The sequence below is a fragment of the Acinetobacter sp. V115_6 genome (genome assembly GCF_031799025.1).
In the GTDB taxonomy this organism is placed as follows: Bacteria; Pseudomonadota; Gammaproteobacteria; order Pseudomonadales; family Moraxellaceae; genus Acinetobacter; species Acinetobacter pittii.
In genome coordinates this window covers 1-14270 of record NZ_JAVQNO010000007.1, presented here as the reverse complement: position 1 = coordinate 14270, position 14270 = coordinate 1, and the positions used below count along the sequence as shown (strand labels likewise).

The 14270-nt window shown below is 37.1% G+C and carries 12 protein-coding genes and 1 pseudogene; 12 read left to right on the top strand and 1 reads right to left on the bottom strand.

What is annotated here, in order from left to right; genetic code table 11:
- Positions 1–443: 443 nt before the first annotated feature.
- The 7 genes from RMA94_RS01180 to hisC all read left to right on the top strand — a co-directional run bounded on the left by RMA94_RS01180 (position 444) and on the right by hisC (position 7285).
- Positions 444–1892, top strand: coding sequence for an RNA polymerase factor sigma-54 (locus RMA94_RS01180; RefSeq protein WP_119686004.1), 1449 nt, complete (start codon positions 444–446; stop codon positions 1890–1892).
- 167 nt (positions 1893–2059) lie between these two features.
- The gene (hpf, locus tag RMA94_RS01175) at positions 2060–2398 is read left to right on the top strand and encodes a ribosome hibernation-promoting factor, HPF/YfiA family (protein ID WP_005071251.1); all 339 of its coding nucleotides are present in this window, start codon (positions 2060–2062) and stop codon (positions 2396–2398) included.
- 138 nt (positions 2399–2536) lie between these two features.
- Positions 2537–2788 carry a BolA family iron metabolism protein IbaG gene (gene ibaG, locus RMA94_RS01170; protein ID WP_002115399.1) on the top strand — a complete coding sequence of 84 codons (252 nt, stop codon included), beginning with the start codon at positions 2537–2539 and terminating at the stop codon, positions 2786–2788.
- A 6-nt stretch (positions 2789–2794) separates the two neighbouring features.
- Positions 2795–4051 carry a UDP-N-acetylglucosamine 1-carboxyvinyltransferase gene (gene murA, locus RMA94_RS01165; RefSeq protein ID WP_119686005.1) on the top strand — a complete coding sequence of 419 codons (1257 nt, stop codon included), beginning with the start codon at positions 2795–2797 and terminating at the stop codon, positions 4049–4051.
- Entirely contained in the window at positions 4051–4734 is a 684-nt protein-coding gene (hisG, locus tag RMA94_RS01160) for an ATP phosphoribosyltransferase (protein WP_005071248.1), read from the top strand. The genes murA and hisG overlap by 1 nt, the downstream gene beginning before the upstream one ends.
- A 106-nt stretch (positions 4735–4840) precedes the next feature.
- Entirely contained in the window at positions 4841–6130 is a 1290-nt protein-coding gene (hisD, locus tag RMA94_RS01155; RefSeq protein WP_311081513.1) for a histidinol dehydrogenase, read from the top strand.
- Between the two features lie 69 nt (positions 6131–6199).
- Entirely contained in the window at positions 6200–7285 is a 1086-nt protein-coding gene (hisC, locus tag RMA94_RS01150) for a histidinol-phosphate transaminase (protein WP_311081512.1), read from the top strand.
- A gap of 3 nt (positions 7286–7288) precedes the next feature.
- Here the strand turns inward: hisC and RMA94_RS01145 are convergent, their stop codons facing one another.
- Positions 7289–8641 (bottom strand): anthranilate synthase component I family protein, encoded by a 1353-nt coding sequence (locus RMA94_RS01145; RefSeq protein WP_161283024.1) that lies wholly within the window; start codon positions 8639–8641, stop codon positions 7289–7291.
- Between the two features lie 355 nt (positions 8642–8996).
- Here RMA94_RS01145 and RMA94_RS01140 point away from each other — a divergent pair, with 355 nt between their 5' ends.
- The 5 genes and pseudogenes from RMA94_RS01140 to RMA94_RS01120 all read left to right on the top strand — a co-directional run.
- A complete protein-coding gene (locus RMA94_RS01140; protein ID WP_032036889.1) occupies positions 8997–9887 on the top strand; it encodes a DUF6160 family protein in 891 nt (296 codons plus the stop codon).
- A 300-nt stretch (positions 9888–10187) separates the two neighbouring features.
- Complete coding sequence (locus tag RMA94_RS01135; protein ID WP_014208424.1) at positions 10188–11021, top strand: C39 family peptidase; 834 nt, start codon at positions 10188–10190, stop codon at positions 11019–11021.
- 45 nt (positions 11022–11066) lie between these two features.
- Positions 11067–12260, top strand: a complete 1194-nt coding sequence (locus RMA94_RS01130; RefSeq protein WP_311081509.1) for a transporter — start codon at positions 11067–11069, stop codon at positions 12258–12260.
- A gap of 12 nt (positions 12261–12272) precedes the next feature.
- The gene (locus RMA94_RS01125; protein WP_032004349.1) at positions 12273–13937 is read left to right on the top strand and encodes an OmpP1/FadL family transporter; all 1665 of its coding nucleotides are present in this window, start codon (positions 12273–12275) and stop codon (positions 13935–13937) included.
- A gap of 17 nt (positions 13938–13954) precedes the next feature.
- Positions 13955–14270: pseudogene (locus RMA94_RS01120) on the top strand (protein FilE); the annotation flags it as partial.

Genomic DNA, 14270 nt, shown 5'->3' with positions numbered 1-14270 from the left:
TTAGCGCTGATGGTAGTGTGGGGTTACCCATGTGAGAGTAAGTCATCGCCAGCTCATTATTCTAAACACCCCCATTCTAATAAATGGGGGTGTTTCTTTATGTGCTAAAAAATATATATGTGGGGAATAAATATAAAATAGTAAGCTATGAGTTGAAATCTTAAAATTTAATAGAAAAAAACTATACAATCGAAGAGTAATCAATTAGACAAAATTAAAAGAGGGCTAGTTCCTCCTAATTAACTTTTTATAACAAGATTTCGTGTCTGACTTTGTATGAGAACCATGTTTGATAGAATTAATTTAATAAGATTATTTTTATAATTGGAAAAATCTCTTTTTTCTTCTACAAATTTCAGTTGGATATGTATAACAAATGGAGACTATATGTTATAAATATTGAATAGGCATGATTTTTGCTTGTTTTATGGAAAATGAAATATATGAAATTATCTGTTGGATTGAAAGTAGCGAATTCTCTATCGTTAACACCTCAATTGCAGCAGGCGATTCGTTTGTTACAACTCTCTAGTTTAGAACTTGAACAGGAAATTCAGATTCAACTAGATAGTAATCCTTTACTTGAAAAAATAGAAGAAGAATCACTAACGGAGAGTCTGGCTGCATTAGAAAATAAAGAATCAGATGACTTAACGACTGAGCTAAATGCAGACCATTTGCCTGATGATTTACCCGTTGATACTGAGTGGGATGATGTTTATACCCATCAATCAACAGCTTTGGCTACTCCAGAATTTGAAGAACGAGAGGATAATCGCCAAGTTCAATTATCGCTAAAGGAACATATTCTAGAACAAGTTAATCTTTTGCATTTTTCTAAAATAGATCAATTAATTGCTTATTGTATTGTTGATGCATTAGATGATAAAGGGTTTTTAGATGCTGAAATTGAAGAAATAATTTTAGCGGCACAACAATTATTGAATGAAATGGATATTGAGGAAGAGATCGAAGAAGATGAGGTTTTAGTTGTTTTAAAACATATTCAACGCCTTGATCCTTTAGGGATTGGTTCGCGTAATTTAGCGGAATGTTTAAAGGTACAGCTCGAATTTCTACCAAAAGATATTGAATATCTAAACGAGGCAAAAAATCTATTACAGTATTATGAGCTTTTGATAGCCAATGATCTTAATAAATTGCTCAAACAAACTGGTTTAACGAAAGACCAATTAAAGTTTGCAATCAACCTTTTAAAAACGTTAAAACCTTATCCTGGTATGGAATTTGATAAGCAAGAATCTGATTATCAAATTCCCGATGTAGTGGTTTCAAAAAAAGATTTACATTGGCAGGTTCAGCTAAACCCAGATGTACTTCCTAAATTAAGAATTAATTCTTTTTACTCTAGTATGATTCGTAGAGCAGATCAGAGTGAGGATAATTTATATTTACGTAACCAAATGCTTGAGGCGAAAAACTTTATCAAAAGTATTGATGAAAGGCATAAAACGTTATTAAAAGTAGCTTCTTGTATCGTAGAGCATCAAAAAGCTTTTTTGGAAATAGGCCCGGAAGCGATGAAGCCGCTAGTTCTTCGAGACGTGGCAGAAGAAGTCGAATTGCATGAATCTACAGTTTCTCGTGTAACTACAAATAAATATATGCTTACGCCTCGTGGTCTATTTGAGCTGAAATATTTTTTCTCTAGCCATGTAGGAACAACAGCAGGGGGAGAGGCATCTTCCACCGCAATTCGGGCAATGATTAAGAAACTAGTCGCCAATGAAAATCCACGTAAGCCTTTGTCAGATAATGTAATTGCTACATTGTTAAAGGATGAGGGAATTGAAGTGGCTCGAAGAACGGTCGCAAAATATCGAGAATCGTTACATATTCCTTCGTCGTCTGAAAGAAAAGTCTTGATCTGAATTTTGAAGTATGGCTATTCTAGAGATTCATTATGACGAAATAATGAAATTTCATTTTCACCAAGAGAGTAACTAAAATGGTTTAATTGTTCTAAGTTTTCTTTTTGATAGCATTAAATCGTTTTAGTTCTTCTTTAGATAACCTAAAAAAGGTGAGGGATAGAATTATGCAAATAACGATTCGTGGACATCATTTAGCAATTACACCAGCTATAGAAGAAAATATTAAATCAAAATTTAATCAGTTAACAAAACACTTAGATCAGGTGAATAGTATGCAGATTAAATTAACAAAAGATCATCAAATTGATAAGCGCTCTCATAAAGGTAGTTCGAACCATGTTGCAGAGGCTATTGTAAGATTGCCGGGAATTGAGTTATTTGCTCAGGCAACTGCTGATGATATGTATACTTCAATTAAAAAACTAACTGAAAAATTAAAAAAACAATTATTAAAATATCGGAAAATGCAGTGCACTTATTCGCAAGTTGCTGTTTCTATTTAATAAGTTTTATATAATTGAAAGAGGCTTGAAACATAGCCTCTTTTTTATTGATAAAATATAAACACGTACTGAATTCTTTGAAAAAGTTATAGTAAAATACTTCGTTTTACACCTTAGGTTGTGTCAGAGGTCTTTGCAATGAATAGTGAACAGCTCACTCAAATTTTAAAAGAAGCTTTCCCTGAAGCGGAAGTAGCGGTGAGCGGACAGGCCGGAAAATTTGACCTCCGTATTGTGGATGATCAATTTGACGGTAAGCGTACTGTTGCTCGCCAACAATTAGTTTATGCACCATTAAATACTTATATTGCAAGTGGCGAAGTTCACGCGGTAACAATTCGTGCAATGACCAAAGATGAATGGCGTAAAGCAAGCCTTTTCGGAGCTTAAATATTAATGGATAAATTTTTAATTACGGGTGGTGTTAAGCTCGACGGGGAAGTACGCATTTCTGGTGCTAAAAATGCAGCTTTACCATTACTTGCTGCAACTATTCTTGCAGACTCTCCAATTACGATCACTAATGTTCCAAATCTTAAAGACGTAAATACTTTGGTCAAGTTGATTGGTGGTTTAGGGGTTACAATCGGCTATGAAAATGACACAGTAAAAGCTGATACCTCTACTTTAGATAATCAGTTTGCTCCATATGAACTAGTAAAAACAATGCGCGCCTCAATTTTGGTTTTAGGACCATTATTAGCGCGTTACGGTAATGCGAAAGTTTCTTTACCAGGTGGTTGTGCAATTGGATCACGTCCAGTTGATCAGCATTTAAAAGCCTTAGAAGCTTTAGGTGCACATATTGAAGTTGAAAATGGTTATGTCCATGCTTCAGTTGAAGGTCGTTTAAAAGGCGGCGAAGTTGTTTTTGATATGGTTACCGTTGGTGGTACTGAAAACATCTTGATGGCTGCTGCACTGGCTGATGGTATTACTACTATTCGTAATGCAGCTCGTGAGCCTGAGATCACTGACCTTGCTCAAATGCTCATTAAAATGGGCGCTAAGATTGAAGGACTTGATACTGATACTCTTGTTGTAACTGGAGTAGAAAGTTTGCATGGCTGTGAATATGCTGTGGTAGCTGATCGTATCGAAACGGGATCTTATTTGGCAGCTGCGGCAATTACGGGCGGTCGTGTCAAAACTACACATACCGACCCTGCATTACTTGAATCTGTTTTGGATAAGTTTGAAGAAATGGGTGCCGAAGTCACTCGTGGTGATGACTGGATCGAACTTGATATGTTAGGCAAACGCCCTAAAGCTGTAAGTTTTAGAACTTTGCCACATCCAGAGTTTCCAACAGATATGCAAGCTCAGCTTATGGCTGTAAATGCTATTGGTCGTGGATTTGCAACTATCTCTGAAACGATTTTTGAAAATCGTTTTATGCATGTTCCTGAATTGTCACGCATGGGTGCTAATATTCAGGTTGAAGGTCATGATGCTGTCGTAACTGGAGTAGAAACTTTACAGGCTGCACCTGTAATGGCAACAGATTTGCGTGCTTCGTTCTCTCTAGTTTTGGCAGCTTTAGTGGCAGAAGGTGATACCTTAATTGACCGTATCTACCATATTGACCGTGGTTATGAGCATGTCGAAGAGAAACTTCAAGGTTTAGGTGCCAAAATTAAGCGAGTAAGTTAATGAATGATGTAAGAAACGATGATCCTAATTTTGATGTGATGGGCAATTTTGATCATGGTTTGACCTTGGCACTCAGTAAAGGACGTATCTTAAAAGAGACGTTACCTTTACTAGCTACAGCGGGTATTAATTTGCTCGAAGATCCGGAAAAGTCCCGCAAACTGATTTTTCCTACTACGCATAAGCAAGTACGTATTTTGATTTTACGTGCATCTGATGTGCCTACCTATGTAGAAAATGGCGCAGCAGATTTAGGTGTAGCAGGCAAAGATGTGTTGATGGAACATGGCGCTCAGCATGTATATGAGCTACTTGACCTGAAAATCGCTAAGTGTAAATTAATGACTGCTGGTAAAGTGGGAATGGAACGTCCAAAAGGCCGTTTAAAAATTGCCACGAAATACGTCAATCTTACACGTCAGTATTATGCAAGCTTAGGTGAGCAAGTCGATGTGATCAAACTCTATGGTTCTATGGAGTTAGCGCCTTTGGTGGGTTTGGGTGATTACATTGTCGATGTGGTCGACACTGGTAATACGCTAAGAGCGAATGGTCTTGAGCCATTAGAGGAAATTTGCAAAGTTTCTTCACGTTTAATTGTAAATAAAGCTAGTTTTAAACGTAAGCAAACTCTATTAAATCCAATCATTTCACAGCTTGAGCAAGCTGTTCAATCACGTTAAAAGCAATTTCCCATCATGCTTTTGTGATAGTTGCTTCAGATGATGCCCACAAGCGCTTAGAAAAAGAGTAAACTTGGTTTTTCTTTTTCGCCTTGTGGGTAAATTGATGCGACGTTTATCGACTCAAGATCAGAACTTCAAACAGGTTTTTGTTGAGCTTTTAGCATTTGAAACTGTAAATGATCTTAATTTAGTGCAAACAGTAGATCAAATTATTGCTGATGTTCGTCAGCATGGTGATGATCATGTTTTAAAGCTTACTCAACAGTTCGATCGACATCCTGCGCATCAATTTTCAGATTTAGAATTATCTCAACAACAACTTAAAACTGCTTTTGATAATTTAAGCCCAGAAATTCGTGATGCTCTAGAGTTAGCAGCAAAGCGTATTCGTTCATTTCATGAAGCTCAGAAACAAGAGAGCTGGACTTATATAGATGATTTGGGTAATACATTAGGACAAAAAGTCACACCTCTAGACCGTGTGGGTATTTACGTACCAGGTGGTTTAGCCTCTTATCCGTCTTCAGTTTTAATGAATGCAGTGCCAGCCCATGTTGCTGGTGTACCTGAAATTATTATGGTTGTTCCTGCACCAAACGGTGAACTAAATCCATTGGTTCTAGCTGCGGCTTACCTTGCAGGAGTGAGTCGAGTATTCACTATTGGGGGAGCTCAAGCTGTAGCAGCGCTTGCTTATGGTACTCAGACCATTCCACCTGTAGATAAAATTACTGGCCCTGGAAATCGTTTTGTGGCAGCTGCCAAACGCGCTGTATTTGGTCAGGTCGGTATTGATATGATTGCTGGACCTTCTGAAATTTTAGTATATGCAGAAGGTGAAAATAATGCAGATTGGTTAGCTATGGATGTTTTATCTCAGGCTGAACATGACACAGTTGCTCAAGCTATTTTCATTACTCCTGATGAAGCTTTGCTTAATGCGGTAGAGTTGGCAATTGAAAACCATTTAAACGAATTGCCAAAGGCAGACATTGCGAGAACTTCGATTGAAAACCGTGGTGCTTTGGTATTAGTAAAGGACCGTGCAGAAGCAATTGATTTGATTAATCAAGTTGCACCAGAACATTTGGAACTTTGCTTAGATGATGCCGAGGCTATGAGTGAAGATATTCGCCATGCTGGAGCAATTTTCATGGGGCGCTATACACCTGAAGCAATTGGTGACTATTGTGCAGGTCCAAACCATGTATTACCGACCTCTGGAACTGCTCGTTTTTCTTCTCCATTGGGTGTTTATGATTTCCAAAAACGTTCGAGCTTAATTATGTGTTCGAAAGATGGAGTCAAATCGTTAGCTAAGACAGCAGATATATTGGCTGTTCAAGAGAACTTAGATGCCCATGCACGCTCAGCTCGCTATCGTTATCAATAAGCTTATAAACCTTGTAGTTTTTTAATTATTACTCAGGGCTGATTTTCAGCCCTTTTTTGAGATAAGACCATGACTTTATCTACAGCACAAATGCGCTTTTGGAGTCCAGAAGTTCGTGAGTTAGAGCCGTACGTTCCTGGCGAACAGCCTAAAATTCAGAATTTATTGAAACTCAACACAAATGAAAATCCATATCCGCCATCACCAAAAGTAGTTGAAGCAGTTCAAGCTGTTTTAACTCATCAGGCTGATGCATTGCGTTTATATCCAGACCCAGATGCTACGGTATTAAAACATGCGATTGCTAAGCAACAGAATATTGATGTTTCACAAGTTTTTGTTGGTAATGGCTCAGATGAAGTGCTTGCTCATATTTTTAAAGCATTTTTTCTTCAAGATGAACCAATTCTTTATCCAGATATCACTTATAGCTTTTACCCAGTTTATAGTCAGTTTTTTGGTACAAAGATTAAAGAAATCCCACTCAATGATAATTTTGAGATAGAAGTTAAAGATTATGTGCAACCAAATGGTGGGGTTATTATTACAAACCCTAATGCTCCAACAAGTATTGCACTAGGTTTAGCAGAAATAGAACAAATTTTAAAAGCTAACCCAGATCGGGTGGTTGTCATTGATGAGGCTTATGTTGATTTTGGTGCAGAATCAGCTGTGAGTTTAGTAAATCGCTATGAGAATCTGGTTGTGTGTCAAACAACTTCAAAATCTCGCTCTCTTGCGGGTTTACGCGTTGGCTTCGCGATTGCTCAGTCTCATTTAATTGCTGCACTTGAAGCTGTCAAAAATAGTTTTAACTCATATCCTATTGACCGTTTTGCAATTGCAGCAGCGGTAGCCTCTTTTGAAGATCAAACTTATTTTGAAGAACAATGTCAAAAAGTTATTTCTAGTCGTGAAAAGCTAGTAGATGAATTAACTGCTTTGGGCTTTAAAGTTTTACCTTCTAAAGCAAACTTTATTTTTGCTTCACATCCATCGCATGATGCAGGTCAGCTTGCACAGCAATTACGTGAGCAGGGCATTATTGTGCGCTATTTCAATAAGCCTCGTATTAATCAATTCTTGCGAATTACTGTAGGAACTGATGAGCAAAATGAGCGTTTAGTACAGACATTAAAAGAAGATATTCTCTAAATTTTACTCTGCTGTGCTGTTCATCAAGTTCAGCATAGCAGAGACTTTATCAAGACTTTCTTGATATTCTGCTTCTGCATTTGATGCAATCGTAATACCACCACCTGCCCATAAAGAGAGCTGATTCTGATATTGTTGAAAACTACGGATGAGAATATTCCAGCGGCCAGTTCCATCAAAATTGAAGTAACCCATTGTCCCGCAATATGCACCTCTTGCTGATTCCTCTAACTCTTCAATGATCTGCATTGCCCGAATTTTGGGAGCTCCTGTGATTGAACCTCCTGGTAAGGCAGATAGCAGCATTTGCATAGGATTAATATCATCTTTAAGGGTCGCAACGATCTCGCTTACCATGTGATGTACCTGATTAAAACTTTCAATCTCGAATAATTTTGTTGTTTTTACAGATCCTGTATTGGCATAAATGCTCAAATCATTACGTAATAAATCGACAATCATCACATTTTCTGCTTGGTCTTTTTGAGAGTTTTTTAAGGTTTGTTTAGAAATAAAATCTTTTTCTGCATTCTCATAGCGAGGCATTGTGCCTTTAATAGGTCTAGTTTTAATTTGTTTATTTTGATTAAATTCGATGAAAAGCTCGGGAGAGCAACTTAATAATTCAAAATCATCTAATTTTAAATAACCTGCATATGGAGCATTTGTAAGTTGCCATAAGTCTTTAGCTTTATTTAATAAGGATCCTGAAAATTTAGCTTTAAACTCTTGGGTTAAATTAATTTGATAGCAGTCACCAGCTTTAATGTATTCTTGTATTTTATAGAAAGCATCGAAATATTGTTTTTTAGACCATCTTGGTTGAATAGTTGTTTTTAATTCAAATATATTTTTAGAGTTATTAGAACCAAAATTCTCTATTTTATTTTCAATATATGAGAATAGATCAATTGCATTTTCTTCATCACTAAAAAAGTACCAATCATTATCTATATATTTTAAAAAAGATCGATATTGGCCTAGGAATAGAGAAGGTTGTATATGATTTCGTCCATTAATAAATTGATGTGCACTGAAATCATAGCTGATAAAACCAATATAACCACCCATAAAACTTGTTGTTGATTTAATGTCTTTATTTAAATTGTTTTCTTTAAATTGAATGAAATTTAAGAGTTGATTTGATTTTGATCTATTTTTATATTCGTTGAAATTTTGGCGCTCAAAATCTAAATAATTTTCATTTTGAATAATAATATAATCTTGCGGAAGAAATCCGATAATTGGGTTGTTATTATCATTTAAATAAATAAGCCCAGTTAAACCATTTAATTTTTTTAAAATATCGGCAGCATTTTTACTATATAAAGAGATTTTTTTCTTTAACTGAGACATTTTTAAATAAAAGAGTGTTTAATGAGAGAGTAGTTAGTTTACTATAAGTTGTACTTCATCAGGAGAAAGTCTTTTAAATACTAAACTTTTTGCTGATAAAATGAACGAAATTTTCAACTTAGAATTTATTGTTTTTAACAAGGTTTGTGTAGAAAAACTTGAGTGTACCGTTTGTCGGGTAGTTGGCAAAAAATGCACAACACTAGTTGAACAAAAATTAACGTAGATGTAATTTAGTAATTGCTAAGCAAAACTACTCAAGGATTGGAAGTTTCGGTTGCCATATAAAGAAAAATGCAATTTGAGACAATAGAGTGGTTAAGTCAAAAAATAAATGCTCTTGGGAGAGTGCTCAATGAAAATGTTTACTAAACTTGCTTTAGTTTCTTCTTTAGCTATCAGTGCAAATGCAATGGCAATGCAGTCAATGGACGATGCTGCGCTTAGTGCTGCTACAGGTCAAGATGGTATTAATATCGGTATCGCTTTAGGTGCTGGCGGTATTTCTATCGATAAAGTATTTATTCATGATAATGATGGTTTAGACCCTGCTACAGGTATTACAGGTGCTGCGGCAACAGCTGGTGCGATTGTAGTAAGCGGAGTATCTGTTACACAGGTTGATCAAACTGCTAATTTGTTGGATCTAAAAATTGATAGTGTTGGTGCAGCTGGTAATAATGGCGCGTTTTTAAACGTTGCTGCAAACGTGGGTGCTGTTAATGTAAGTGTTGGTTCTATTGGTGTGGGTACTTCTGGTACTTTAAATACAACTACTGCTGTACGTGGTATTAATGAAACTGCTCCAACTGAAATTATCTCTGGTTTAGATTTGTCTCTAGGCGCAATTTCAGCGAATGTACAATTAGGTACTACTCCACAGGGTGCGATGATTAAAGTGAACTCTGCTTTACAGGGCGGTTTAACACTATCTAACTTCGGTATCAACGACGCTGCGGGGGGGGGATCGATTTTATTGGATAAAGTAATGGTTCGAGGCGCTGGTAATACGACTGGTGATTTAGATGTTGATGCTGAAATTTCAGTTGTACCAACAGGTTTACAAATCCAAAATAACAGTACTCAAGGTATGAACGTTTATGTACAGGGTGTACGTTTAGGTACAAATACTAAAGCAACTGATGGTACTTGGGGTACCGGTGCGGTTAAAGCAGCTTCAATTGGTGATGTTGAAATTCAAGGTTTAAATGTAGGAACTTCTACAATTACAATTTCAGGTCACTAATCTGAGTTTCTAATAAAAAAAGCGCGTTTATTACGCGCTTTTTTTATTTATTAACTGTCTAATTTAACTATATAAAAATATATTTTTTATTGATAAAAATAAGCTGTTAAATTAAAAATCGATTTAAATTAATCACACAAGTCTCTCTATTTTTATAAAACTAAACGTTCATCAAAAAAAAGTAAAAAAAGGCTGTTTTTTTCAAAAAAAAAAGGTATCTTCAACACACAGGGATGTAGAGCTATTGCTCTAAGAATAAAATGAATAAGGCCAGTAGGCCACCATTTAGAACAAGTGCTTATGTTAGAGATTGCTTTAGGCTCAGCATTGATATATTACTTTGCGACAGAAGCCTTCGAAATAGAAAAAAAGCCACCGGGAACTGTTTATTATACAGAGACTGCCGATTCACGTAATTTATCTTTTCGCCGTAATCATATTGAACCAGTTCAGATTAAACCAGCTGTAGAAGATCAGTTCCGAGGTATTGTTCGACAAGCTTATGATTATAGCTGTGGTTCAGCTGCTCTTACTACACTTTTAAATGGGTATGTGGGAACTAGTTTGACTGAACAGCAGACGATGAGCGGTTTACTACAGTATGGTGAATATCAACGTATTATTGAACGCCGAAGCTTCTCACTACTTGATATGAAGCGCTTTGTAACTGCTATTGGTTTGGATAGTGGTGGTTATCGAGGGGAGTTTTCTGATTTAGTCAATCTTGGACAACCTGCAATCGTTCCAATTTCTTATGCTGGTTTTAAACATTTTGTCGTATATAAAGCTTATAAAGATGGACGAGTCTATGTTGCTGATCCTGCATTAGGGAATATCAGCTTTGATGAAAATCGTTTTAAAGAGGTCTGGGATAACAATACATTATTCGTTGTTTCTGTTCCTGAATCTCAACGTAAAGACCTATTGGCCTTAAAAGACTCAGATATGCGTCATGTGGAAGATGCAACTGTTAACCGTTATGCCTTTGTGGATGTGCAATATCCAACATTCAATTATGACCGTTTAGCAAATAAAGCATCAACCATGCGTCGGGTACTGGATAAAGACCCAAATTCTGCAACCTATAATCAGCCAATTGAAACGTATATGCGTCTTTACTATAAGCGTAAATAATCAAATATGAATTGAGTAAAATAAATACATTAGGTGGGAAGAAACATGAATAATCGATGGATGAAGATGAGTGTGTTGGCATTAAGTATGAGTGCTATTACGGGCACACTTTATGCAAATGACCAAACTGAAGCTGAAGCACAAAACACCAAAGTTGTTTCTGACGCGAGTACAGGATCGGTAGTAACATCAGCAACAGATTCAGTTCAAGAAGCGAGTACAACTCCAGCTACAGACATTGTAACTACTGAAACGGCTGCTGTTGAGGCAGCAAATACTGGAGCTAATCAAGCTGCTACTGCATTACAGAAGAAAGAAGGGGATGCGACTCAAGAAACAAATTTGCAAGAAGTATTTAGTTCGAATGAGCGACAATATTCATTGATTAAAAGAGGAGTATTCTCAGCTTATTACGATCTCGATTATACCTATTATCGTGATACTCGAATTGATTTAGCTTTAGCTGATAATTCCTCTCAGCTCAACCGATTACGTATTGAAGAAGATGCGAACCATACTTTAACGAATAGTTTTACCGTTCAATACGGGATATTGGACAACTTAACATTATCAGCAACCGTTCCTTTCGTTGCAAAGTCTGAAATTGTTCGAGATACAACTGCAGCGGGTTTAGGTGATATTTCTTTAGGGGCACGCTGGGAACCTTTCCCATTAAAGCAAGGCCGTTTGCCATTGGTATTATTTGGTAACCTATCAACAAAAACTGGGGATAGCCCTTACGAAATTGGTTTAGATGAGCTTTCAACAGGTAAGGGATATTACTCTGTTGGAGTGGGAGCAAGTACCCGTAAATATATCGATCCGGTTGTGTTATTTGCCTCGGCATCTGCCAATTATGGTTTTAAAGAAACAGGTTTAGATCAAGCACGTGGTAGTGGGGCTAAGGGGCCAAGGATTTTAACTTCTTTTGATCCAGGCATTAGTGGCGGTTTCTCATTCGGTTTTGCCTACTCATTTAACTATGACGTGTCATTAACCATGTCGTATCAACAAAGCTTTAACATGGATGCTGAGTTTGAATTTAATAATGGAGACGAATCATATAAATCGCCAGACCAAAGTAGTGCAATGTTGTCTTTTGCTTTAGGTGTACGTGTTTCACCTGAAACGATTGTTAATGGTACGGTGGGGATTGGTTTAACAGAAGATGCACCAGATGTTTCACTGGGTCTGTCTTTCCCGCTAGATTTTATAGGCTTTGGCAAAAAAACCAAATAAGGAGATATGCAGGTGAAATATCCTAAATTATGTCCTTTAACGGCGGCAATTGTGATCTCCGGTTTTTCTAGCTTTGCCAACGCTCAATTAGGACAAAACCTAGCTGTTGATATTCGTTCACTATCGATGGGGAATGCTGTAACTGCAGATCCGCCTGGTATTAGTGCAATTCACTTTAACCCTGCGGCTTTAGCGAAAATTGATGGGTTACAGACAGATGTGCAAGGAATTTTAGCGAACTTTGATATTCAGCGTGAGTTCTCGGCACCTCCTGGTTATAACGTTTTTGGCTACTCAGATGACCCTCTTGTTTGTAATGATGGTCCAGAAGTTACAGCTAATATTTGTACTGATTTTAAAGGCCCTGTGCGTGGTGATGTTGAATACGCTAGCTTATATATTCCAATTCTAAAAAAAATGGTTGATTTAGGGGAGGGTTATCCACTCGCTGCTCCTACCGCAGGGATTGCCTATAAACCACCAGGCTCAAAGCTGACTTATGCTACTGCAATTTATGCACCTTTAATTGCAGGTTTTGGCGCTGAAAATGGTAACGCAGGAAACTTTATGGGCCAGCAAGTTGCTGTTGAGCGGATTACTTATTTGTCTCCATCTTTTGGTTATCAAGTAAATGACCATTTGTCGATTGGTGCCTCTGTGGGGATGTCTTATAACGCTCTTGCTATGAAAACCGATTTGCGTTTTCCCAATGATATGATTGGGGTGTTGCGTATGGTTGATGATGTAGTATGTGGTCCTTTCAAAGACAATAACGATATGATTACTAATCTATTGTTATTTGGTTTATGTAATACTCAAGAAGGTATGAATCCATTCAAGAAAATGGGATCACTTCAAGTTTCTATGGAGCAGTCTTTAAGCCCAAGCTATAACTTAGGATTAATGTGGGAACCGACGGACGATTTTGGCTTTGGTATGGTTTACCAAAGTGCAGCTAAAATGCGTATGAAAGGGAAATACCTAATTAATAATGCTAAGGCTCCTCAAGAATTAATTAAAGGCTTAAACTCATCAGCTACAGGTCAGGTTTTAGCTGCCATTCTCGGTTTACCGGGGAATGTACCAAGCTCTGAGTCTGGACTAGCTGCGATGGATCTGGAATATCCTGCACATTTCCAAGCAGGGATTAAATATAAAATATTCCCTGATTTGCAAGTTAACTTTGATGTGGGTTGGACCGATTATTCTGCATGGGATAAGTTCAAGTTTGAATTTGATAGACAGATTACCTTACTCAAAGTTGCCAAACTTTTATCAAATGATGTGACAGATGCATCATTAGCTTTGCCTCTAAAGTTTACCTCACCTTGGAGCTGGGGTATTGGTTTAGAGTATTCCGCAACAGATCGTTTGAAGTTACGTGCTGGTTATGAGCCTCGTGCTAGCGCTATTCCAAATGACAAACGTAATACCATGATTCCAATTAATAATGCGCAGCTATTTGGTTTGGGTATTGGGTACCGATTTGATGCAGATACAGATTTGGATCTTTCAGTTGGTTTCTTACGTAGCCGCGATAATATTCCAGCAGGGACTAGTACCTTATCTAATAAAACGGGAGTTGATAATATCCTGTTAAACCCTTATGCCGGTTTGGATGTTAAAACCAATACCAAAGTTACAGTACTCGGGTTAAATTATAGAACAAAATGGTAAAATTAAATTGCGAACGGATGTCTCGACCTAGATTTGTTATTGCAATTTTTTTTGTTGCAATAGCAAGTAACTCTGCTATTTATGCGGATGGTTTTTATACGATTATTGGTCCTGATGGTCGACCAATGATTGTTCCGAGTAAAAGGGTGGAACGAACCGTTACACCATCTAGGGTATTAACAAATCCAGAGATAAAGACAACTCGTCCAGAACCGCAAGTATTGCCAGAAGCATCTTTAAAATCAAAAGAATTACCTAAAGTAATTAAGAAATCGTCTAATACTGCACCAACTGCACCAACTGCACCAACTGCACCAACTGCACCAACTGCAC

What these genes read in the sequence shown, in the direction of transcription:
- RMA94_RS01180 (WP_119686004.1), top strand. Translation starts at nt 444, where the DNA reads ATGAAATTATCTGTTGGATTGAAAGTAGCGAATTCTCTATCGTTAACA.
- hpf (WP_005071251.1), top strand. Translation starts at nt 2,060, where the DNA reads ATGCAAATAACGATTCGTGGACATCATTTAGCAATTACACCAGCTATA.
- ibaG (WP_002115399.1), top strand. Translation starts at nt 2,537, where the DNA reads ATGAATAGTGAACAGCTCACTCAAATTTTAAAAGAAGCTTTCCCTGAA.
- murA (WP_119686005.1), top strand. Translation starts at nt 2,795, where the DNA reads ATGGATAAATTTTTAATTACGGGTGGTGTTAAGCTCGACGGGGAAGTA.
- hisG (WP_005071248.1), top strand. Translation starts at nt 4,051, where the DNA reads ATGAATGATGTAAGAAACGATGATCCTAATTTTGATGTGATGGGCAAT.
- hisD (WP_311081513.1), top strand. Translation starts at nt 4,841, where the DNA reads ATGCGACGTTTATCGACTCAAGATCAGAACTTCAAACAGGTTTTTGTT.
- hisC (WP_311081512.1), top strand. Translation starts at nt 6,200, where the DNA reads ATGACTTTATCTACAGCACAAATGCGCTTTTGGAGTCCAGAAGTTCGT.
- RMA94_RS01145 (WP_161283024.1), bottom strand. Translation starts at nt 8,641, where the DNA reads ATGTCTCAGTTAAAGAAAAAAATCTCTTTATATAGTAAAAATGCTGCC.
- RMA94_RS01140 (WP_032036889.1), top strand. Translation starts at nt 8,997, where the DNA reads ATGAAAATGTTTACTAAACTTGCTTTAGTTTCTTCTTTAGCTATCAGT.
- RMA94_RS01135 (WP_014208424.1), top strand. Translation starts at nt 10,188, where the DNA reads ATGTTAGAGATTGCTTTAGGCTCAGCATTGATATATTACTTTGCGACA.
- RMA94_RS01130 (WP_311081509.1), top strand. Translation starts at nt 11,067, where the DNA reads ATGAATAATCGATGGATGAAGATGAGTGTGTTGGCATTAAGTATGAGT.